The organism is Microbulbifer variabilis ATCC 700307, from assembly GCF_000380565.1.
Lineage (GTDB): Bacteria > Pseudomonadota > Gammaproteobacteria > Pseudomonadales > Cellvibrionaceae > Microbulbifer > Microbulbifer variabilis.
In genome coordinates this window covers 94,610-117,020 of sequence record NZ_AQYJ01000023.1, presented here as the reverse complement: position 1 = coordinate 117,020, position 22,411 = coordinate 94,610, and the positions used below count along the sequence as shown (strand labels likewise).

The window sequence follows — 22,411 nt, the reverse complement described above, 5'->3', positions numbered from 1 at the left end:
AGATTTTTCCATGGAACTGAGCGTCAATTTCACCATTTCTACCTGGAGCAGTTTGAACCGGAACAAAACATGCGCACAGCCTCTACCGTTAACTCAGATAAACGCAAATGCTTTTGGATTCCCACAATACTTTTTTCCAGTACCGGCTTTTTAGCGCTGACTGCGGTGCCTATCTATGGTGTGATCCATGGCTACCATTGGTATCAGTGGCTTGTTTTTGCCGTGTACGGCGCCCTATGCAGTTTTTCGGTTGCTGCAGGCAACCATCGTATGTGGTCGCATCGGAGTTATGAGGCACACTGGTCATTACGCCTTTTATTTGCCTTATTTACTGCCGCTGCACTGCAAAACACCACGCTAAACTGGTGTGCCGCCCACCGTCATCACCATCGCCACATTGACGATAATGATCGAGACCCCTATTCAGCCAAACGCGGCTTCTGGTTCTCCCATATCGATTGGATGATGCACGACTACCCGAGTGGTCGCCTGGATTACAAAAATGTGAATGACCTGAAACGCGATAAGATTGTTATGTGGCAGTTCAACCACTACGTACCCATTACCCTGGCAATGAATATCGGCCTACCTATCGCACTGGGAGCTTTGACCGGCGATATTATTGGTATGTTTTTGCTTGCCGGGGTATTGCGTGTAGTCGTTAATCATCACACCACATTTATGATTAATTCCCTCGGACACATGTGGGGAAAGCGCCCATTTCGCACAGACATCACTGCACGGGACAACCCCTTCCTCAACCTGTTTACTTTTGGTGAGGGTTATCACAACTACCATCACACATTCCAGATTGACTATCGAAGTGGTATTCGCTGGTACCAGTACGACCCAACCAAGTGGATGGTCAAGGTGCTGAGCTGGGTCGGTATTACCCGAAATCTGAAAAAAGCAGCGACGATTCAGGCCTATAAGGCACACCTCACAACTTTGTTTGAAGAAGCCAGACAGAGACTGGCTGACTCCCGATACAGAGAGTTTTGGCAAAAATGGCTAGCGAAGGAGGAACAGCATCTTGCCGACGTAAACAGCAAGTGGAGCAACTTACAAATCCGTCGAAATAATAAAGCGCGGCAAGAGCCCCCACCCCGGTGGGAACTGAAAGAAATCCAGACAAAAATCCGGGAATTAGAATATTCCCTAAAAATGCAGAGTAAACGCTTAAAGATGGTGATGAATCAATTTCACTTATGCCCTCTCACAGCGACCTAGAGGGCAGCCTGCTTCATTTACAAATCCCGGCAAGCATTAGCATTGCCGGGATCAAAATTTTCAAGTGGCAAGACTCCCCCTAAAACCCTTTGTCAGCCGCAAATTCGCGCATAGAAAAAGCCACCCGCTCATCCACATTTTTATTGAGCATATCCTCATCCAGCTCCTCAATAAACTTAAGGCGCCGTCGCAGACCGACGCCATTGGCTACCTGAATGGCGAGGCCGGGACGAGCATTAGCTTCCAAGAGAAGCGGGCCCCGCGCGCGGTCCAGGACAATATCGCAACCCAGGTAACCTAGATCAGTCATTTCATAGCAACTTGCCGCCAAACGCACCAGATCATACCAACCCGGTACTTTTAACTGATCGAAATGCACCTCGGTATCCGGGTGACGATTAATCCGTAGACCCCGCTGCACAGCGTGACAGCTATTTCCGGTAGCCAGGTCGATGCCAACTCCAACAGCCCCCTGGTGCAAATTGGCCTTACCATCGGAGTCGTGAGTGGAGCAACGCAGCATCGCCATCACCGGAAACCCACGGAAAACAATCACACGGATATCCGGCACGCCTTCAAAGGAGTAGCTTTGGAAGACCGGATCGAAATCCACCAGAGACTCCACCATTACCCGGTCGGGCTTGCCTCCGAGACTGTATAGGCCGCTGTGGATATTATTAACGTGGCGCAAAATATCCAATGCTTCGATTTCCGAGCCGGAAATTTTCTTGTATTTATCACCATTGCGCCCCGCAATCACCAGGATGCCTTTACCCCCCGATCCACGTGCCGGCTTAATCACAAACTGCCAAAGGGGGTCAATCACTTCCATAACACGCTTGCGACTGGCAGGAGTCTCAAAGGCCTCAATCAGTTCAGGCACAGGGATTCCCGCCTTTTTTGCGGCGTGCTTGGTATTCAGTTTGTCATCAACGATGGGATATTTTTTACGGTCGTTGTAACGCGCGATGTAATTAATATTACGCGCATTCATACCGAGCACACCGATATCGTTCAAGGTCAGCGGTGAAACTACACCACCGCGTACCTTATTGATCATATGCTTGAACGAAAAGTGAAGCATAACAACCTCCTACCTGACCAGAGGCCGAAAGCGCATCAGTTCGCTGAGACGATAACCGGTGTAATTACCTATCACCAGAATAAAGCCCAACAGCACCAATAACAGTTCAGGGAAGTTGAATGTCCAGTGCTCAACATATCGATTGGTCATCACCCACCAGGCCAGCACTGCCACCAGCAGGCTACCACCGGCCTGGACAATCACCTCATAGGGGCCGTCTTCCTCCCACACGATTGACATACGCTCGATGGTCCAGGCCAGAATAATCATTGGGAAGAAAGTGACTGTCAGCGCCTGCTCGATACCGAGCTTGAAACTAACCACACTGATCATTCCCATTATGAGCACCACCGTTACCACTACGGCGGCGATCCTCGACACCAATAACAAGTTGAGCCGGCTTAAATAGAAACGCACCCATAACCCCAGCACCAGGATAAGCACAAAGATGGAGAGTCCGGTAATCAGCTGGGTCTCGATAAAGGCAATCGCCAGCAGCACCGGCATAAAGGTACCGGAGGTGCGCAACCCTACAAATACTCGCAGTAGCACCACTACCAAGGCTCCTACGGGTACCAGCAGAATCAGTTTAAAAATACTCTGTTGTTCAATGGGCAGGCTGTAGATAGAGAAATCAACCAGGGCCTCTTTATCCTGGCTGGTACTGCGCATGGAAACATCTCGTGCGGGTACATCATTGGCAATCACCGAAAAAGTCACTTGAGAGTTACGCCCACCCTCCAGGTCCAGCAGGCTCTTGCCGCCACGCTGCCAAATAAAAAAGTTTTCCGGCACACCGGGCATGCCACTGTTGGGCTCAAACACGATCCAACGCCTGCCATCGTAGACTTCTAGAAGGTCCTCGGGTGTCAGCCGGCGCCGGTCATCTTCAAGATAGAGACCGCGAATTCGATGGGCGGGAATATCAGCAGTAGCCAGCATCAATAGAGCTACATCTACCAGGGAGCTATCAGCATAATGACGAAAGACCAGGTTGCGATCCTGGTTGCCGTCATCATTCAGCTCAAACAGCAGCTGGGTGGTAAAAGATTCCACATCGGAGGAGCGCTCACGGGCCTGCTGTACCAAAGAATTGATAGCCAGGCGCACGGCCTCTTGCTCTCGCGCACCGAGGAAGGGTTTCTGCACTTCGGTACTGAGATTCAGGGGCTGTTCAAGGGCAGCGCCGGGAGTCTGATAAACATCCAACTGGTAAAATAGGGACTGGGCCCCTTCTGCCGAGCGGCGTGTCCAGATTGCCCGGTACTCATCGTTTTCACGGGCAATGTAAAAGCCAAAACCTGAAGAGCTGAATGTCTCCCCAAGAATTTCCATATTGCGCTGCTCACGGGGCAGTGTAAGGGCTGCCTTGACAGGCCCACCCTCCGCATCAAAGCCCACTTTGGCCTCAATGGTCCAAACGGTGCGGTATTCGCCCGGCAGTAGTGGAAAACCTAATTCGAAGTGTTTGTATGCGGTAAGACCCGCTCCGATCAATGCGAGCAATGCCGCAATGACATAAACTTGGACACGCGGCGACATTCGCCCTTCCCCGTAAATCTACGGTTCCAATCGGAACCTAACTTTCAACTCGGCCTATTTGCCCCCGGATATTTGGGGTGGGCCCTGAACATTGCGACGGCTCACATCGACAACTGCGGCGTCTTTGAGGAAATTGCGTCCCAGCAGCATCAAAACATCAGTGCCGCCCTCGTCTGTCAGGCTGACCTCAACCATATGGGTGATACTCCCCACGGTGAGGTTCATTTCCACCACCGGACGCCGCTGGCTGGGAAAACCGAGCCGTGTAGCGCGGATATGCCGCTTGACCGGCAATTCCACAGACACGGGCCTGGCCTTGCCATCACCATCGGCCCTGGTCAGCTGGATTCTGATCCAGTCTTCGCCGTCTCGCTCGAAGCGGGTCAGCGCCTGGGCGCGCAAAGTGGAGGTCGGTGAACCTGTATCGACAATGGATTCTATTACCAGGCCAGAGGGCTCAACGGAGACTTGTTCCACTGCTCCGAGCACCAATTTGTCCTTGGCAACGGGCACTTCGACTACTTTTTCAACGCTTCGTTCGATAACCTTCTCAACAACCCTGACTTCCGGTTCGGCACAAATCACTTCCACGGGCTCAGGGCACTGTACCAATTCACCCTGCGGCTCTGTCTGCTGTGTTCCCACTGACGCCGGTTGAGTGCGCTCCTTACCGGGATACAATACAGATTGGCAGCCCGCCAAAAGCTGGACCGCCACCAATAACCACAGAAGGGAAAATTTCTGCATCCTAACGATTACCTCTAGCCCCATTAGCATTTCAATCCGACCATACCGTCTCAGCAGCGTTCACGGTAAAACGTGGGGAAATTCCTCCCCACGCCAAGCAAAAAGTCGATATTAGCCTATGACAGAGCCAAGTGAACAGGGATCTCCATCCAGCCGGGCTATGCAAGCGCCACAATGTGACATGCGCCAGATCTTTGCAATCCAAATAGGGACAACAGACAGTCAGCATCAGAAAGACATGGAGGAATGGAAGTGGCGACACCCGGCAGGCAGAGATGGGTATCGCTCCTACTTGTATCAGCCAAGCCGTAAGCGCTGGTCTATCTGCTCAAGGATTACTATCAGCTCTTCGGCACCACTGCGGGTCTTGAAAAACTCCTCCGCAATGGGGGCAATACTGCACTCCCGGGGAAGCGGCATTTCCTGCTCAATCATCACCCGCATGCGCGGTAAGAAGATAAATTGCAACCACTGGGGCAGAGTCAGGGTATCAACACAAAATGGCTCCGAACTGGCCAGTGCCTCCGCCGGCGGCGGCTCACTTTGCCACAACTCCATGCGGCGCAGCTCCGCCTCAAGAATCAATAATTGATCGGCAACTTCAGAATAAATAGCTTGCATATCATCCAATACCAGAGCTGCTCAATTTGCGCAGCAATAAGATTCACGCACCCCGCACACACTGACAGAGAAAGTCGGAGTACTTATAAGAGATTACTCGATTCGGCGACTGAAGGGCGGTAGTGAGTTAAGTATTGCCTGACCGTAGCGCCGGGTAACTACTCTCCGATCCAGCAGAGTGACAGTACCGCTATCCCCCTCAGCCCGCAGTAGGCGACCACAGGCCTGAACCAGCTTCAAGGCCGCATCGGGCACAGTAATCTGCATAAAGGGGTTACCACCCTTGGCCTCAATCCATTCTGCCAGTGCAGCCTCAATTGGGTCATCCGGCACGGCAAAAGGCAACTTGGCAATCACTACATGGCGACAGTAGTCACCGGGAAGGTCAACCCCCTCGGCAAAACTGGCGAGCCCGAACAGAACGCTGTTGCCTCCTCCATCGATTATTTCTCGGTGGCTATCCAGCAACTGTTGGCGGGACTTCTGCCCCTGCATCAGTATGCGATTGCGCCAGGTGCCTGGCAGCGACTCGTAAACAGTTTCCATCTGCCTGCGAGAGGAAAACAGCACCAGAGAACCACCACTGCCATTGAGTAGTTCCGGCAAGGCATCAATCACCGCATCTGTATGGCGGTCTGCATTGCCTGCATCCACTGCGCTGGCAGGAACCTGCAAAGTAGCCCGAGAGAAATCAAAGGGACTAGGTACCACTTGGTAACTGGCATTGTCCGGGGTACCTGCTCGCATGCGCAAACGGTCAAACTTACCCAATGCGGTCAGCGTGGCTGAGGTAAGCACCGCACCGTAACAACGTCGCCACAGGCTGTACTCCAGAGCTTTACCCGCGAGTATCGGTGAGCTGCACACCTCAAAATCAGTAGAGCCACCCCAGTCCACCAGGGTTACCCACCGCGCCTGCGGCAAGGCACCGCCAGTATCGGGGCGGGCATAATTGGCCCAGAGCTGCAGGTTGGCTTCGGCACGGCCATACCAGCTGCCCAATTGTGGATACCAGCGCTCCAAGTCCACAATCGGCACAGGTGAATGTGCATCTTCCAGCATTCTCTGGGCTGTTTGCAGCATTTTATTGAACAAGCTCTCCAGCTCGTCGAAATCCTCGCGCAATTTTTCTGCAAGCTGTGCCATGGTCTCCGGCACCACACCGCCCTCAAAACGGTGGCGGGTGGTGTTACCGCGTTCATCCTCAAATTCGCACAACTCCTCAATCAAGGGCCACATCTGCTCAAGGCCCTGTTTGGCCGAGGTCAGTACCGCTGGCAGCTGTTCACCGCAGCGATCCAATTCCGCACCATCACCAATTTCCCCCAGCATTTGCCCCAGTACTTTATTGACCTGGTCCAGCCAACCAGTGGAGGCACCAACCCGGCTGTGGTGGGAAAAATGATTTAGTGCTTTATCTGGTAAGTGGTGGGCCTCATCGAGTACATAAATTGTCTCTTCCGGCGGCGGCAATATAGCGCCCCCCCCCAGAGCCAGGTCTGCCAACAACAAGTCATGATTGGCCACGATTACCTGGGTCTTGCCCAAATTCTCTCGAGCGCGAAAGAAGCTGCAGTTAGTTACATGAGGGCATCGACGGCCACTGCACTGACGGTGGTCTGTAGTCACCCGGCTCCAGTCATCGGCTTCAATCGCATCTGCCCAGTTATCACGATCACCATCCCAGCTGCCGGCTGCCAGGCTGTCGGTCATCTTCTGGTAGAGGGCAATGCTCTCCGCTTCCACTTGGGGTAACTCGTCTTCATAGAGGCCGAGGGAAATACCGGTGCCACTTGCGGAGAAACTGGAAAGTAGTTGGTCCAGCTTAGACAGGCATAGGTAACGACCTCGCCCCTTTGCCAGACTGTATTCAAACTTCAGACCACTATGGCGAGCAACTTCAGGCAGATCCTTGTAGATAATCTGCTCTTGCAGAGCCACAGTGGCAGTAGAAATCACCAGGGTCTTTTCCTGGGCCTGAGCCAGAGGGATAGCTGAGAGGAGATAGGACACTGTCTTGCCCGTACCTGTACCAGCCTCAACCACACAAATATGCTCACCATCGCTCTTTTCCACATCGCGTTCGCCGCTGGCATTCTGGCTTATAGCCCCAAGCGTACGGGCGATGGCCGCCACCATTAGCTTCTGCCCGTAACGGGCCTTAAGCCCACGGCTGGACAGGAATTGGCTATAGGCAGCCTGGATGGCGGTTTTGTGTTTGTCGTTGAGCACAGGAAGTGGAATCTATTCGCTAGTGAGTGGCGCAAGGGGCGCTATTATCCACTAAGCACACTCTCGCCACCACTCCACCCAACCAGTGATCATTCAAATGCCAGACGGGATACCACCGGATTGGCATAGGCCTGGATAGCTTTGTCGCGCCAGCGCTTATCAACTTTGGCCATACGCGCCTTGAACTTCTCTCGGGTTTCCTCGTAATCCCTGGGATCCCATGGCTTTGATGGGTAACCTACCGGCAAGCCACATACATCACCATAAAGCATCTCATAGGCGATTAAATTGGTGGGGTGCAGGACATAGTTGCCCACAATCTGGCGGTCAATCTCTTCAGCCAGGCTGTTTACATCGTCGAAGTCTCCTTCGATCGGGGTGCCAAAAGCGGTATGAACACGCCCCTTCTGGCCAATAACCCCCTTACCGATGGAGGCAAGGTCTTCATTCTTGGCCTTTTTATACTCTTCCTTGTGCTCAGTGACGTAAAGTTCTTTGGCCTTCTGACCATCACAGGGATCCCATTCGTAAGAGATGGACAACGGCACAATGTGCAGCTTCTTCCAGAACTCGGCAAAAGGCGTATCCCGATCCTTGGTCATTGCAAACATGGCTGCGAGGGCCGGATTGGTGCGATCCAACCCATCCTTGGCACGGCCCGAGCGCTGTGCAATCCACACATGCTCGTTTTCGTTGACGATAGAGTAATAAATGTAATTGGATAGCTGGCTCGCCGCTGCCAGCTTCTCGCGACGGCTGCCGGAACTGCGCTTGACCGTAAAGCACTTATTGAGCTTCATAATGTCACTGGCAAACTGCTTGCTGAGCAGGTTATCGCCAATAGCGATTCGAGAGGTCTCATGCCCTTCCTTATACATGGACACAATCGCAAAGGCAGGGTCCATGGCAATATCCCGGTGATTGCTCACAAATAGGCAGGCGCGATCCCTGGGCAGAGTATCCAACCCAGAGATAGTCAAGCCAGAGGTGGTACGGCTCACCACCTTGTCAATGTATTTATCCACAATCGCTTGCACGCCGCGCACATCGTGTACATTGCGGAATTCAAAGCGTAGAAATTGACGTACCAACCAAGCCAGCGGACCTTCAAGGCGCGCCAACTTAGGAATCAGGAAATGCGCTACGGCATGGGACATTTCTGGATCGGCAATCAACCGGTCCAGTACTGTGCGCACCTCATCATCGCGATAGGGGCGCATATCCTCGAATTGAGCGGGGTCTAACTCACTTGCTCTCATGAAATCACTACCTGCCGGACCTGCTAACTTCAAGTGGCCCTGGCTCATTTTATTGTGCGGCTAAGGCTAGCCGGGATAAGAAATCGGCGCAGAACATACCGGAAGCCTCGCCGAACTGCTAGCACCTCTCCCAACCAGATACCTGATGAGAGTGATGAAAGCATGCTTAGACGGGTCAGTCAGTGAAAAGGTCCTCCTGTTCGGTTCTCTATTCAAAGTAGACTTCACCGCCCCAAGCCGAGAGAATAGGAGGATCAACCGTCGCCGACGGCAAAAACAACGATAACGAAAACGGCACTAGCCACGCAGTCAAGCAGGAGTTCACCTTGTCTCAAGCCAGCCCCAATAATGAACCGCGCAAGCCCAGCCTGCTGGATGCGCTGATCCCACTAGGGATCCTGATCGCCCTGTTATCCCTGTCTGTTTATTTCTACGGTGCCGATTCCTCCTACGGCCCGAACCAGATTGCGTTGCTGTTATGCGCCTGTGTGGTCGCCCTGATGGGTATGAAGAATGGTCACAGCTGGAACGATATGGAAGGCGGCATGCTGCACGGCATCGGCCTGGTCTTTGGCGCTATTCTAATTCTACTGGCAGTGGGCGCCCTGATCGGCAGCTGGATACTGGCCGGCACTGTACCCTCTATGATCTTTTACGGCGTACAGATTCTCTCCCCCCAATGGTTCTATGCCGCCAGTTGTATTATCTGTGCCGTCGTAGGCCTCAGTATTGGCTCCAGCTGGACTACCGCCGGCACCCTGGGCGTAGCTCTGATGGGGATCGCTGGCGCCCTCGGCCTGTCCCTGGAAGTTACCGCTGGCGCAGTGATTTCAGGCGCCTATTTTGGCGACAAGATGTCCCCCCTCTCCGACACCACCAATGTGGCCGCAGCGGTAACGTCAAATGACCTGTTTCAGCATATCCGCCACATGATGTCCACCGCTATCCCGGCTTTCGCAATCGCCCTGATCGCTTTTGCTTTCCTCGGCTTCACCTCTGAAGCCAGCAGTGCCTCCGCCAGTGATATCGAATCGTTGTTAGCCGCACTAAAAAGCGAATTTAAGATCTCGCTTATCAGCTTATTACCCCTCGTATTGCTGTTGGCCATGGCCTGGCGCAAAGTCCCAGCCTTCCCTACCCTGATCATCGGCTCCCTGGTTGGCTGTGCGATTGCCCTGATTTTTGAACCTGAAGCCGCACGCCGCCTGGGCGGTGGAGAGGGTACCCTGGCAGCCCTTAAAGGCGCCTGGTACAGCTTGTTCGACGGCTACAAGTCCACTTCCAGTAATGAAAACGTGGCCGCACTGCTATCGAAGGGCGGTATGAGTAGCATGCTTAATACCGTGTGGTTGATCACCTCCGCCATGGCTTTCGGTGGAGCCATGGAGCGCGCAGGCTTCCTGCAAGTGATTGTCACTGGCGTCTTATCACTCGTTAAAACTGTCGGCGGCCTAGTAACCTCCACCGTACTCACCTGTTTTGGCATGAACTTAGCTGCTGGCGATCAATATATGGCGATTATTATTCCTGGCCGTATGTTCCGCGAAGCTTTCAAGGAAAAGGGGTTACACGGGCTAAACCTGTCACGCACCTTAGAGGATTCAGGCACCATCACTTCCGTATTGATTCCGTGGAATACCTGTGGCGCTTTTATGGCCGCAACTCTCGGTATTGGAACCTGGAATTATTTGCCCTACGCCCTGTTCAATATCATCTGCCCGCTGCTGGCAATTGCATACGGCTGGTTGCACTTTAAGCAAAAACCCATCTCTATTGCAGCCACTGCGTCCTAAGGAAGTAGATAAGTCACCCATGAGTGAAAGCGGTACCCTGAGCAGCCTTATCGAAGAGGCTAACTTTAAATTGCGCTGGTTCGACCTGGGCCGGCGCCTGCAGTCTATATCCAAATCCACAGCCGAAGCCTTTGAAGCGGGTCAAAAGCCCTGGCCTTCCCCCTACTTGCGCCAGGCTTGGACCGGGCTTTTACTGCAACCCGCCGAAGGCGGCGAGCCAGCGGTATGGTTCCTGCGTTTTCCTCTCGATGAGCAGGGTAAATTACAGTTACAGGCTCGCGATGGTCTACTGCGTGCGCTGGCACAGGAATTAAGGGGGCCTGCCGCTGAATCCGCAGCGCAGCTGGATCAATTGCTACAACAGAGCGGCCTTCTCTATACCCCTTCTACCGAGCGACAAGCTGCATTTCATGCCCATACCGGGTTGCTGTTGAAACACAAGCCCAGCGCTCATTTTGAAACGGTACTCAGTTACTTCCGCAACCCGCAGGAGTCCCGCTGGGACAACCTGGCACTGCAGGGCATTGCTGACCTTGCCGCTCACTGGGAAAGTGAAAAGGCGCTCCTTATGTGCCAAATTTCAAAGATAGCTGCGCCAGTATTTGTCAGCTTGTGCCACTGCCTGGAAAACGAAACTATCGACCATCAACTGGCAGAAGCCATCATCACTCGAGCCAATACATTACTCGCCGATAGTACGCCTGACTTTAATGTGGTTTGCGCCGCCGCACGCGGTATCTCAAACTCGCCAGCTAAAGGGCTGCGCCAGTCGTTCCTACAAAAACTGCTGCAATCCTCTAACGCGGCTAGGAACAAAGAAGTACTCGCAGCAATTGGCAGTCGCTGCGCACTTGATCTGGAGAACCCAGAACTGGCCAAGCTCTGGCTCACCAACTTGGCGCACACTGGAGATCAAAGCACATTTAACCTGTTACTATCGGACTTAATGTTCATTCCCCAGATACGAAACTCCCTGCTAATCGCATTACGTGACCCTGCACGTGAAGAAACCCTTGCTCAGACCTTTGGTAATTTTCTTCATGGGCCCAAACCCACTCATTGATTCAAATACGGCGGTTTTATAATTTTAAAGCTGCCATATCTCAACCAATTCACTAAATGAACCAATAAAAAGCTCTTCCCAACCTCTAACAGAGTGACTCACTCTGAAGACTTGTTGTAAATTTCCAGCAATTCCCACTGCTTCATCCTCCTTTAACAACCACCCTTTCATCATTTATTTCCCGCCACTTTTCCCCAAACCCTCAAAATAAAATTAAAAAACCATCTAAAATTAATCTCTCTTTTGAGCAAGTTTTCCAACTTGGAAGAAGCAAAAAAAATAAATACACCCCGTTAATTTAAACACGCCCTAAACTGGCAAAAAACTCGCTTTTTAAAGCACAAAACACAATAAATTGGCACGACTTTTTTCCAGACTTTAATCTTGGCAGCTATTTAATCCCTGCGCCTATTACACTCAACTAGGCGGTATCTTTGTAGAGAGCATTTTACAAAGCTGACCAACAGGTGACGTTTTATTGGCTATGCTAATGTCTACATCAACGGAAAGGAGTTAGGGGATGAATTTCACTCCAGCCAAGTACTTAATCGGAATTATCAGTGCACTGGTTCTAGCAGGTTGCTGTAGCCCTCCGGCACCTCCAGCTTACTGCCCTCCTGGCGCTGAACAAATTCCTCTTTCAATGGCCTGCCCCGCAGATGCTGACTGCTGGATGGCTTCGGATAGAGTACGCTGCATGAAAGTGGTGAAGTAAAATCACTTTCAAGCAGAACCAGCGTGGTGATTCATACTAAATGAGGTTTTGACCAAATCGGAGCTGACAGACACCTACTCTGAAAAGCTTTATTTAGTATGAATCACCACCAAATGCCGCTTTTACGAGCGGCATTTGTCTTTTGAGCAGTTCATTCTTACCGGAAACTATCCACTGTAATACACTGTAACGCTTCGGGCGCCAGCCAACAGACTGGAATGCGTTAGCATTACCCGCTTTTTTCAATCATGCACCATAAGCTTGTGTGATATTCGCAATAAGAAACCGCTCACAAGAGAGTTAATCAGCAATCACCATGACAAGTGAAACTTTGGCATTCAGCCGAGCCGCAGCAATTCAACAATTGCAGTCTCATTTTAAACAACATAAATGGTCCCTGCGTGAGCTGTTCGCTACCGATACGCAACGTACAAAAAACTTTAGCTGTGAAGCCGCAGGTATTTACCTGGATTTTAGTAAGAATCACCTACGCAAGGATACCTTCCAGTTACTACTCGATTACGCCGAAGAGCAGAATCTAGGCAATCAGATCTCAGCACTCCTTAGCGGCGCCAATGTCAATAATACTGAACACCGCCCGGCCCTACATACTGCCCTGCGCTTCCAGGGTGAACCACAAAATGATCACGAACGCGCAGTGGCTGACTGCCGCACACAGATGAGGCAATTTGCCAAAAATATCCACAACCAAAGTTGGCGAGGATTCAGCGGAAAGCCAATTCGCCATATTGTTAATATCGGTATTGGTGGGTCTGACCTTGGTCCACGCATGGTAGTGGAGGCACTTAGCCCATGGTACAAGGAAGATTTCCAGATTCACTTTGTAGCGAATGTGGATGGTGCTGATCTCAGTGATACCCTTCGGGGTCTTAACCCTGAGGAAACCCTGTTTATCGTCGCCTCCAAATCTTTTTCCACCTTGGAAACCCGCGAGAACGCTCTCTCTGCGCGCCGCTGGATAGTAGCTGCTGGCTGTGATGAAGAGAAACTTGCTCAACATTTCGTTGCCGTAAGCAGCAATATTGTTGCGGCACAGGACTTCGGCATCGCCCCTGAGAATATATTCCCAATGTGGAACTGGGTGGGTGGCCGCTATTCCCTGTGGTCCGCCATTGGCCTGCCGATCGTTCTAGCCTGCGGTTATGAAGTTTACGAGCAGCTGCTGCAAGGCGCTCACTCTATGGACCAGCATTTCGCCAATACCTCTCTGCAGGATAACCTGCCAGTGATAATGGCCCTTATTCAATTCTGGTATCGGCAGTGCTGGAATACCAGCAGCCAGGTTGTTCTGCCCTACGCTCAACGTTTGGCAAAATTCCCAGCCTGGTTGCAGCAGTTAGACATGGAAAGCCTGGGTAAAAGCGTAAATAAAAATGGTCAAGCGCTGGACTATCCGAGCGGCAGTGTAATCTGGGGTACCGAAGGCACTAATGGCCAACACTCTTTTCACCAGCTGCTACATCAAGGTACCGACCTGATCCCCGCGGATTTTATTGCGGTGAAAGAGCCAACTTCTAAATTACATGAACAGCACCGTTGGCTACTGGCATGTTGCATCAGCCAGAGCCAGGCTTTGTTGCGTGGTAAATCCCTGCATGAAGCGCGCCAGGAACTTGAAGAGGCCGGCTATACCCATCGCGAAGCCCATGCACTGGCCCCACATAAAGTAATCCCAGGTAACCGCCCAAGTAATACCTTGATCCTTGATAGGCTGGACCCTCATCACTTAGGGGCTCTGCTGGCGCTGTACGAACATAAAGTTTATGTGGGCGGCTGCTTGCTCAGTATCAATCCGTTCGATCAATGGGGTGTGGAACTTGGCAAACAGCTGAGTTCAAAAATTCATAAGGCGGCCGATAGCGAAGTACCGGAAGATTGGGATAGTTCCACCCGTATTCTGATGGAAAAACTACTGTAGAAAATCCTAGGGCAGAAAGGTATTACTCAACTAAAAAGGCCGCGGTTATAATGCGGCCTTTTTAATTTATCTTAGATTTTACACAGTTAATTTCCTTATTCCTCTCACACCTGTTCTTATAAAAATAATAACACACCTAAAAGCAAGCGGCCCCAGATTTAGGAACCACCAGCCTGTGAACCTCGCTTAAGAAGCGGCTCAATCAAATCAAGCGGCAGCGGAAATACCAATGTTGAGCTGTTATTGGCTCCGGCAATATCAATCATAGTTTGCATATAACGCAAGGTAATTGCATTTGCATTTTTGGAAAGTTGATCAGCCGCCTCAGTGAGCTTCAAAGCCGCCTGAGCTTCACCCTCTGCGTGAATAACTTTGGCGCGCCGCGCCCGCTCAGCTTCGGCCTGCTGAGCTATAGCTCGAACCATACTCTCATCGAGATCGATATGCTTAATTTCAACATTGGTTACCTTTACCCCCCAGGCATCCGTTTGCTCATCCAAAATATTTTGTATATCCACATTAAGCTTATCGCGTTCAGAAAGCATCTCATCCAATTCGTGTTTACCTAGCACAGAGCGAAGAGTAGTCTGGGATAACTGGCTTACTGCCTCGTGGTAAAACTCTACATTGATAATTGCAGACTGTGGGTTGATTACGCGGTAATAAACCACTGCATTAACTTTCACTGAGACATTATCCCGGCTGATAACATCCTGCGTGGGTACATCCATTACCACGGTGCGTAAATCCACACGCTCCATAGTCTGGATGATGGGGATAATAATGATCAGGCCTGGGCCTTTAACTGTTTGGAAACGCCCGAGAAAAAATACCACCGCGCGCTCATATTCTCGTAGGATGCGGATGGCATACATCAGCAGCAGCACTACCGCGAGCACTAGTAGACCAATAAAATAACTGACCATTTTCCTCTCTCCCTGTTCTCACCACCTGAAATCTGCAAGCATGCAAGTACGCTCACAGGTTGATAAATTCAAAACAATTAACCAGGCTCTACATATAAAAGTAAACCGTGCTGTGCGATTACCCGTACACGTTGCCCCGGCTCCAATGGTGTCTCACATTGGGCCTTCCAGATCTCTCCATCGAGGTGCACCAGCACCTCCGTTTCTGTGACATCACTAACTACCGCGGAGCGCCCTACAAGGGCTTGGTCAGCTGGCACCCGCGGCGTACGCAAGCTTCGGCCGATAGCCAGGAAAAATGTCAACAAAAAGAGCCCGCTTACTCCGGCAATTGCGCCAATCAGCTTTCTCGAGACCTGCATGCCGGGAACATCGGTATCAATCAACATTACCGAGCCAATCACCAACGCAATAATCCCGCCAATACCCAAAGCGCCAAAGCTGGGCATAAATACTTCCGCAACAATCAGCAGTGCGCCAACAATAATAAGGGCCAGGCCTGCATAATTAATTGGCAAGACCTGTAATGCGTAAAATGCCAATAATAAACAGATAACTCCGACAATTCCGGGTACAAAGGCTCCGGGGCTATAGCCTTCAAATATCAAGCCATAAATGCCAATAAGCAGAAGAATATAGGCGACCTGCGGATTGGTAATCAGCGCCAGTAATTCATTGCGCCAATCCGGCTCATAATTTTCTATGGGTAGTTGCGCAATTTCTGTTGATAGAGTGATCTCGCCGGAGTCAAGGGAGACCTTGCGCCCTGCAATCTGCTTTAACAGGTCTTGATCATTTTTGGCAACAATATCCACCACATTCATTTCAAGTGCTTCCGAAGCCGTCAGAGTTGCCGCTTCGCGCACCGCCTTTTCTGCCCAATCCGCATTGCGCCCATGGCGCTGAGCGAGCCCCCGGATAAATGCGACCGAATCATTAACCACCTTACGTTCCATCGCAGTACCGGATAGAGGCTTCTCCTCTTTTTCCTCTTCGCTTTTCTCGTCACCTTCTTCCTTTTCTTTTTCCTCTTTTTTTTCATTCTCTTGGGGCTTACCTCCCGGAGTGGGTGTTCCTGGCGGACCCCCTATTTGTACCGGTGTAGCGGCGCCAAGGGTGGTAGCTGGAGCCATGGCTGCTATTTGGCTGGCATAGAGGATATAAGTACCGGCGCTGGCCGCACGGGCGCCAGATGGGTAGACATAAGTTGCAATTGGAATTGGGGAAGAAAGGATGTGCTGGATAATATCGCGCGAAGCGGCATCAAGGCCGCCGGGGGTGTCGATGTGCAAAATAATTAATTCTGCACCCCGCTCTCCCGCTTCCTCTGTGGCACGCTTAAAATAATCGGTAGTAGCCGGGCCAATGGCGCCATCGATAGTTAAAAGTGCCACATGGGGAAAAGCGCCTTCTTGCGCGGCACTTTTACAAATTAATACGGAAAAAAACAGCGCCAGAAAAGCGACGCTGCGAGAGAAAACCGCAGGCGAAATCTGATTCAACATGCACCTTTCCCTGATGCGATTGCAGAGGCACCCGGACCAGATAGATCAATACTGGCCGGGCTAACTCAATCAGATTAACAGAAAAAAGCGGCGCTATCTGAAAACGGAACCAATCAGCATTAAACCGGGTTGCGGCGACTGTGCCAGTTCACTTCACGGGCGTACTTGTCCACTTGGTTTTCCACCCCCAATAACAGAGCAAACAATGCCATACGAACCAGCAGGCCATTATCTGTCTGGCGGAAAATTGCCAGGCTCGGGTGCTCATTTAGGTCCGTATCCAGCTCATTGGCTTCCGCGCGGGAATCCCGGGGCAGCGGATGCATAATCACCGTATTTGGTTGGGCGTTACGGGTGAAAATTTCACGATTTAGACGGAAGCGACCGCGATAAAGGTTGGCCTCTTCCTGGGAGGCGAAACGCTCCTCTTGGATGCGGGTGGAATAGACAATATCCACATCGGTAATAGAGGTTTCCAGCTGATCGGTGACCGTCACATCATGCCCTATGGTACGGAGCTTCTCTACCACCCCTTCCGGCATAGCCAGCTCCGGCGGAGATACCAGAACCACCTGCACCTTGCCAAACAGACACAACAGCTTGCATAGCGAATGTACGGTGCGCCCGTGCTTGAGATCGCCAATCATAGCGATACGGAAATCGTCCAAAGTGCGACCGTGGGCGGCCAGCTCCTTGCGGATGGTATAGAGATCCAGCAGCGCCTGGGTGGGGTGCTCATTGGCACCGTCACCACCATTGACCACCGGCACGCGGCTCGCCGCGGCAAATTCTGCCACAGAGCCCTCCTGTGGGTGACGCATGCAAATCACATCACTGTAACCAGAGAGCACTCTCGCCGTATCGTAGAGGGACTCCCCCTTTGCCATGGCACTGGCGGTAATTCCAACGGTTTCACGCACGGTACCACCCAGAAGGTTAAAAGCCGCGCCAAAGCTGAGTCGAGTGCGGGTGCTCGGCTCCATAAACATATTGCCGAGAATCGCCCCCTCCAACACGCGCGTTACTTTTTCGCGCTTGGCGTAAGGGGTCATGGCGTCGGCCACATCGAACACGCGCTCTATGTCGGCACGCTCGAACTGGCTGACGGACAGAATATTGGCTCCGATAAAGTCCATGGTTACTCCAGTGGTTGCGCCTTGTGGGCGCCAGGTGTTCGCGAGCGGCATTCTACTTGGGCACTGCAGTAGAGCCCAGAGGAAGAATAACCGCCGGCGTGATTCGATACATTAGGCGAGCAGGCTATCGCCCCAGTTTTCCAGCTCGGTAATCAGCGAGATCCGCTCCGGGTGCTGTACCCGTAAATCGGACAACTGGCGAAAATAATCTTCGAGCGTGATAGAAGCCCCAGCGGTAGGGTCAGTTAAACGCTGGAAACACCAGATCTGCCAACGCTGATGTTCCTCTTCAGACAGGGTCTCAGGAAAGTTGCGCGCACGCATGCGGAACAGCAGCTCAGGCAGGCGTTTGTCACTAAAAGGCACTTCACCAGCCAGCGCTTCGGGGCCTCGGGCAGCCAGCCCACGGTGGAGCTCACGGCAGATATCGCGGTCGGCATCACTGAGGAAACCACCATATAAATCGGCCTCCACATCTTTCTTGGGAAACTCCCGATCCAGGAATACGCTGTGTAGCTTTTCAGTCAGGTCAACATCTTTGAGCTTCTGCCAATTCGCCTCGCAGGTTGCGCGGTCGATACCTAACTCAGTGGCGCGCTTGTCATCAAGCATATTTGCCGGGGCCAGAACCGGGCACTTGTTTAAATGCACCAACTTCAGACCCACAGGCAGTTCGCCCTCACCAAGCTGGTCGCGGGCAGTGTAAAGGCGCTCGCGCAGGGTATCCGCATCCAAATTAAGCAACGGTTCGGGGTCCATCGCCAGATTGGCAACAATGACCGCATTGCGATTAACTGGATGGCTGGCCAAAGGCATTACATAGGTCAAATGCCCGTGATTTGCAGACACTTTGCCGGAGATATGCAACAGCGGGCGACGCTCGCGCATATCAATCATCTTGGCAGCTTCCTGCTTGCGACGCAGGCGGAATACATAATCGTATAATTTCGGCTGCTGCTTACGGATCAGTCTCGCCATATCAATCGTGGCGTGCACATCCGACAGGGCATCGTGGGCACCCTCGTGGGCAATACCATTAGCAGCGGTCAACTCTTCCAGGCGAAAGGACGGCGCACCGTCTTCTCGGGTCGGCCATTGGATGCCCTGAGGACGCAGGGCGTAAGTAAGTCGCACCATGTCGATAATATCCCAGCGACTGTTGCCGGAGCGCCACTCGCGCTCATAGGGGTCTAACAGGTTGCGATACAGGGTGTAGCGGGTAACTTCGTCGTCAAAACGCAAACTGTTATAGCCCACCCCACAGGTGCCGGGCGCACCCAGCTCGGCGAGGATGCGCTGGATAAATTCTATTTCCGGCACGCCATTGGCCAGGGCCTTTTGCGGGCTGATTCCAGTCACCAGGCTCGCCATCGGCTGCGGCAGGCAGTCCACTGAGGGGCGGCAGTAAATCATCAACGGCTCGCCGACGATATTCAGCTCTTCGTCAGTCCTGATACCGGCAAACTGCGCCGGCTTGTCAGCCCCCGGGTCTGTACCCCAGGTTTCATAATCGTGCCAATAAAGTGTGGTAGAACTCACGGTACCTCCATAATTTGGCGGCATCATACCACTGAGCGCCATGCCGTCTGGACACTTGCATCCAGATTTAAACCTCTCTATAGCGAAGGTTGGTTGCAAAGCCGCCACCGCCCATTAAAATTCGGCGTTTCCACGAATTTAAGACAGCTATATCCCTCTATGAATATTCGCCAACTCCTCTCCGATAAATTCCAGGCCGCCATGCTCGCCGCCGGTACCCCCGAAGAATGCGGCCCCATCGTGGCACCTGCGAAAAAAGCCGGATTTGGCGACTATCAGGCCAACGGCGCTATGGGTGCAGCCAAGCGACTCGGTACCAACCCCCGCGAGCTGGCCAGCAAAATCCTGGAACATCTTGAAAAAGGCGATATGATCGAAAAGGTCGAGATCGCCGGTCCCGGCTTTATGAATATCCACCTGAGCGAGCAGTGGCTGAGCCAGCAGCTGTTGGCCGCGAATGGGGATCAGCGTTTGAATATCGCCGCTGTTGAAGAGCCGAAGAACGTAGTTATCGACTACTCCCACCCCAATCTGGCCAAAGAAATGCACGTGGGCCACCTGCGTACCACCATTATCGGTGATGCCCTGGCGCGTCTGCTGGAGTTCCAGGGCCACAAGGTTATCCGTCAAAACCATATGGGTGACTGGGGAACCCAGTTCGGTATGTTGTTGGCTCACCTGTCTGACAAGCTGGCGGATAGTGATGCAGAGGTGGCCTTAGCCGACCTGGAAGTATTCTACCGCGAAGCCAAAGTGCGCTTCGACGACGAAGAAGGCTTTGCCGACCGCGCCCGTGAATACGTCGTAAAGCTGCAAGGCGGCGACGAGCAGTGCCTGAAGCTTTGGAAGCAGTTTATCGATATATCTATCAGCCACTGTGAAGAAATCTACTCCAAGCTGAATGTCACCCTCAAACAGGAGGACGTTTACGCCGAGAGCCAGTACAACGACGATTTGCCGGTGCTGGTTAAAGAACTGCTGGATAACGGCATCGCCGTAGAAGACCAAGGTGCTATCGTAGTGTTCCTGGAAGAGATGGCCGACAAAGAGGGCAATCCCAGCCCGATGATTATTCAGAAGAAAGGCGGTGGTTACCTGTATGCTACCACCGACCTGGCAGCCATCCGCTATCGCGCCAACCAGCTCAAAGCCGACCGCATCCTCTACGTAGTAGATGCCCGTCAATCCCTGCACCTGCAGCAGGCTTTCGTCGCCTCACGCAAAGCTGGCTTCCTGCCGGAATCCGTTTCTCTTGAGCACTGCGCCTTTGGCACCATGATGGGCGATGACGGCAAACCTTTTAAAACCCGCACCGGTGGTACCGTAAAACTGGCAGCCCTGCTGGACGAAGCGGTGGAGCGGGCAGAGAAACTGGTAGCCGAGAAAAACCCTGAGCTGGATGAAAAAACCTGTGCGGAAATCGCGCGCAAGGTGGGCATCGGCGCAGTAAAGTATGCCGATCTGAGCAAAACCCGCACTAACGATTACATCTTCAGCTGGGAATCCATGCTCAGCTTTGAAGGCAACACAGCCCCCTACCTGCAGTATGCCTATACCCGTGTCCGCAGTATTTTCCGCAAGGCCGGTATTGAGCCGAGCGAACTCAAGGGCGACATCAGCCTGGAAAGCCCTCAAGAGCGCGCCCTGGCCATTAAACTAAGCCAATTTGGGGAAGTACTCGATCAGGTAGCCAAAGATACCTTTCCGCACGTACTCTGCACCTACTTGTACGAGCTGGCCAGTGCCTATATGAGTTTCTACGAAGCCTGCCCGGTACTGAAAAAAGGCGTCAGCGCAGAGCAGAAGCACAGCCGCCTTCAACTGTGTAACCTCGTCGCCAGCACTATTGCTACTGGCCTCGGTTTACTCGGCATTGAAGTGATGGAGCAAATGTAATTGGCTCCTGCCCGGCCACACCTCCAGCAAATATGCAGGTTGGCGAGCCGGGCAGCTCGAGCAGGTAAGCTTTCTCCCTTTCCTGCCCACCCATCCTGCATCATCAATTGCTCTATTAGGGTCACATTTCTCCCACTGGCCTGATTAAAGGAAAGTAACCCGTGAAAATCCTGATTACCGGCGCCTCCGGCCTATTAGGCCGCAGTGTATTTAAACAACTTTACAGCAACCCGGCTTTTACCGTAGCTGGTACCGCTTTTTCCCGCGTAGATGAAAACCTCATTCACCTGGACTTATCTGATAGCGACGCAGTAAAAACTTGCTTGCAAGAAATTAAGCCCGATGTCGTAATCCACTGTGCCGCCGAGCGCTGGCCAGACCGCTGTGCCGAAAACCCAGATACTGCCTGGCAACTGAATGTCAGCAGCACAGAGCTTTTGGCAAAACAATGTAGCGAAATCGATGCACAGTTAGTGTATATCAGCACCGACTATGTCTTTGATGGAACAGCGGCACCCTACAGTTCCGATGACATCCCCAATCCTGTAAATTTCTATGGCCGCAGCAAGCGAGCCGGAGAGGAAGCGGTACTGAAAAACGCTAACCATTGGGTATTAAGACTGCCCTGGCTGTTTGGACCCGTCGCCTGTCTGGAGGAATCCGGTATTACTGCCCTTCTGGATACACTGAGAGAACAAAAACCAGTCACACTGGACCACTGGGCAGTTCGCTTTCCCACCAGTGTGGAGGAAGTAGCAGAAGTATTGGAGCAATGTCTGTTAAAAATTTGCTGTAACACCAAGTTTGAAGGCATTTATCAATGGAGCGGCGATACCGCCTGCACCCGCTATGAGCTCGCTCACATTATTGCCGAAGCCTGCGAATTAAGGGCCGATCATATCAGTGCAGATAGTGAACCCAATTTTTCTGTACCGCGCCCATACAATTGCCAACTGGATAAATCACGCCTTACAGACTTAGGCATTCAAGGCAAGGAACCATTACAGCAACAGCTGGCTCGAAATTTAAAGCCATTTATTGGAAATTGATGTAGGCAGTTTTCAATTGGTTCAACAGGGATGTATCGCTGCCGATTAAAATCGGCATCTCTTTTGCAATATCTCAATACATAAACCACGAGTATTACAAAAGTGGCAACCGAATAGATCATGGAAGACCTATTG

The 22,411-nt window shown here is 52.1% G+C and carries 19 protein-coding genes; 7 read left to right on the top strand and 12 right to left on the bottom strand.

The features are described 5' to 3' along the window. Window positions 1–69: 69 nt before the first annotated feature. Window positions 70–1,230 carry an acyl-CoA desaturase gene (locus tag G367_RS0105740; protein ID WP_020412156.1) on the top strand — a complete coding sequence of 387 codons (1,161 nt, stop codon included), beginning with the start codon at window positions 70–72 and terminating at the stop codon, window positions 1,228–1,230. Between the two features lie 79 nt (window positions 1,231–1,309). Here the strand turns inward: G367_RS0105740 and G367_RS0105735 are convergent, their stop codons facing one another. From G367_RS0105735 to G367_RS0105710, 6 genes are all read right to left on the bottom strand, one after another. Next, complete coding sequence (locus tag G367_RS0105735) at window positions 1,310–2,314, bottom strand: alpha-L-glutamate ligase-like protein (protein ID WP_020412155.1); 1,005 nt, start codon at window positions 2,312–2,314, stop codon at window positions 1,310–1,312. A 9-nt stretch (window positions 2,315–2,323) separates the two neighbouring features. After that, window positions 2,324–3,856, bottom strand: a complete 1,533-nt coding sequence (locus G367_RS0105730; RefSeq protein WP_020412154.1) for an inactive transglutaminase family protein — start codon at window positions 3,854–3,856, stop codon at window positions 2,324–2,326. Between the two features lie 54 nt (window positions 3,857–3,910). Beyond that, window positions 3,911–4,603, bottom strand: coding sequence for an ATP-dependent zinc protease family protein (locus G367_RS24935; RefSeq protein WP_020412153.1), 693 nt, complete (start codon window positions 4,601–4,603; stop codon window positions 3,911–3,913). 297 nt (window positions 4,604–4,900) lie between these two features. After that, entirely contained in the window at window positions 4,901–5,224 is a 324-nt protein-coding gene (locus tag G367_RS0105720) for a YqcC family protein (protein ID WP_026304941.1), read from the bottom strand. A gap of 93 nt (window positions 5,225–5,317) precedes the next feature. Then, window positions 5,318–7,456 carry an ATP-dependent DNA helicase DinG gene (gene dinG, locus G367_RS0105715; RefSeq protein WP_020412151.1) on the bottom strand — a complete coding sequence of 713 codons (2,139 nt, stop codon included), beginning with the start codon at window positions 7,454–7,456 and terminating at the stop codon, window positions 5,318–5,320. 89 nt (window positions 7,457–7,545) lie between these two features. Further along, entirely contained in the window at window positions 7,546–8,715 is a 1,170-nt protein-coding gene (locus G367_RS0105710; protein WP_026304940.1) for a 1-acyl-sn-glycerol-3-phosphate acyltransferase, read from the bottom strand. Window positions 8,716–9,041: 326 nt separating this feature from the next. Between G367_RS0105710 and nhaC the strand changes: the two genes are divergently transcribed. Both nhaC and G367_RS0105700 read left to right on the top strand, forming a co-directional pair. Then, window positions 9,042–10,508 carry a Na+/H+ antiporter NhaC gene (nhaC, locus tag G367_RS0105705; RefSeq protein WP_020412149.1) on the top strand — a complete coding sequence of 489 codons (1,467 nt, stop codon included), beginning with the start codon at window positions 9,042–9,044 and terminating at the stop codon, window positions 10,506–10,508. Window positions 10,509–10,527: 19 nt separating this feature from the next. Continuing rightward, the gene (locus G367_RS0105700; RefSeq protein WP_020412148.1) at window positions 10,528–11,571 is read left to right on the top strand and encodes a DUF3549 family protein; all 1,044 of its coding nucleotides are present in this window, start codon (window positions 10,528–10,530) and stop codon (window positions 11,569–11,571) included. Between the two features lie 24 nt (window positions 11,572–11,595). On the opposite strand, the gene G367_RS26030 is transcribed toward G367_RS0105700, so the two are convergent. Next, the gene (locus G367_RS26030; protein ID WP_020412147.1) at window positions 11,596–11,745 is read right to left on the bottom strand and encodes a hypothetical protein; all 150 of its coding nucleotides are present in this window, start codon (window positions 11,743–11,745) and stop codon (window positions 11,596–11,598) included. Window positions 11,746–12,091: 346 nt separating this feature from the next. Here G367_RS26030 and G367_RS26025 point away from each other — a divergent pair, with 346 nt between their 5' ends. Beyond that, a complete protein-coding gene (locus G367_RS26025; protein ID WP_157533369.1) occupies window positions 12,092–12,286 on the top strand; it encodes a hypothetical protein in 195 nt (64 codons plus the stop codon). A gap of 93 nt (window positions 12,287–12,379) precedes the next feature. Here G367_RS26025 and G367_RS26020 read toward each other — a convergent pair whose 3' ends face one another. Beyond that, window positions 12,380–12,532, bottom strand: a complete 153-nt coding sequence (locus G367_RS26020; protein WP_157533368.1) for a hypothetical protein — start codon at window positions 12,530–12,532, stop codon at window positions 12,380–12,382. Window positions 12,533–12,602: 70 nt separating this feature from the next. On the opposite strand from G367_RS26020, the gene pgi reads away from it, so the two are divergent. Further along, window positions 12,603–14,225 (top strand): glucose-6-phosphate isomerase, encoded by a 1,623-nt coding sequence (pgi, locus tag G367_RS0105685; RefSeq protein WP_020412146.1) that lies wholly within the window; start codon window positions 12,603–12,605, stop codon window positions 14,223–14,225. A 158-nt stretch (window positions 14,226–14,383) separates the two neighbouring features. On the opposite strand, the gene G367_RS0105680 is transcribed toward pgi, so the two are convergent. The 4 genes from G367_RS0105680 to sbcB all read right to left on the bottom strand — a co-directional run bounded on the left by G367_RS0105680 (window position 14,384) and on the right by sbcB (window position 19,373). Beyond that, window positions 14,384–15,151, bottom strand: a complete 768-nt coding sequence (locus G367_RS0105680; protein WP_020412145.1) for a slipin family protein — start codon at window positions 15,149–15,151, stop codon at window positions 14,384–14,386. 77 nt (window positions 15,152–15,228) lie between these two features. Next, window positions 15,229–16,656 (bottom strand): NfeD family protein, encoded by a 1,428-nt coding sequence (locus G367_RS0105675; RefSeq protein ID WP_020412144.1) that lies wholly within the window; start codon window positions 16,654–16,656, stop codon window positions 15,229–15,231. 119 nt (window positions 16,657–16,775) lie between these two features. Beyond that, window positions 16,776–17,792 carry an aspartate carbamoyltransferase gene (locus G367_RS0105670; protein ID WP_026304938.1) on the bottom strand — a complete coding sequence of 339 codons (1,017 nt, stop codon included), beginning with the start codon at window positions 17,790–17,792 and terminating at the stop codon, window positions 16,776–16,778. Between the two features lie 111 nt (window positions 17,793–17,903). Next, entirely contained in the window at window positions 17,904–19,373 is a 1,470-nt protein-coding gene (gene sbcB / locus G367_RS0105665) for an exodeoxyribonuclease I (protein WP_020412142.1), read from the bottom strand. Window positions 19,374–19,490: 117 nt separating this feature from the next. Between sbcB and argS the strand changes: the two genes are divergently transcribed. Next, window positions 19,491–21,227, top strand: a complete 1,737-nt coding sequence (argS, locus tag G367_RS0105660; protein ID WP_020412141.1) for an arginine--tRNA ligase — start codon at window positions 19,491–19,493, stop codon at window positions 21,225–21,227. A gap of 161 nt (window positions 21,228–21,388) precedes the next feature. Beyond that, a complete protein-coding gene (locus tag G367_RS0105655) occupies window positions 21,389–22,276 on the top strand; it encodes a dTDP-4-dehydrorhamnose reductase family protein (RefSeq protein ID WP_020412140.1) in 888 nt (295 codons plus the stop codon). The last annotated feature ends 135 nt before the right edge of the window (window positions 22,277–22,411 follow it).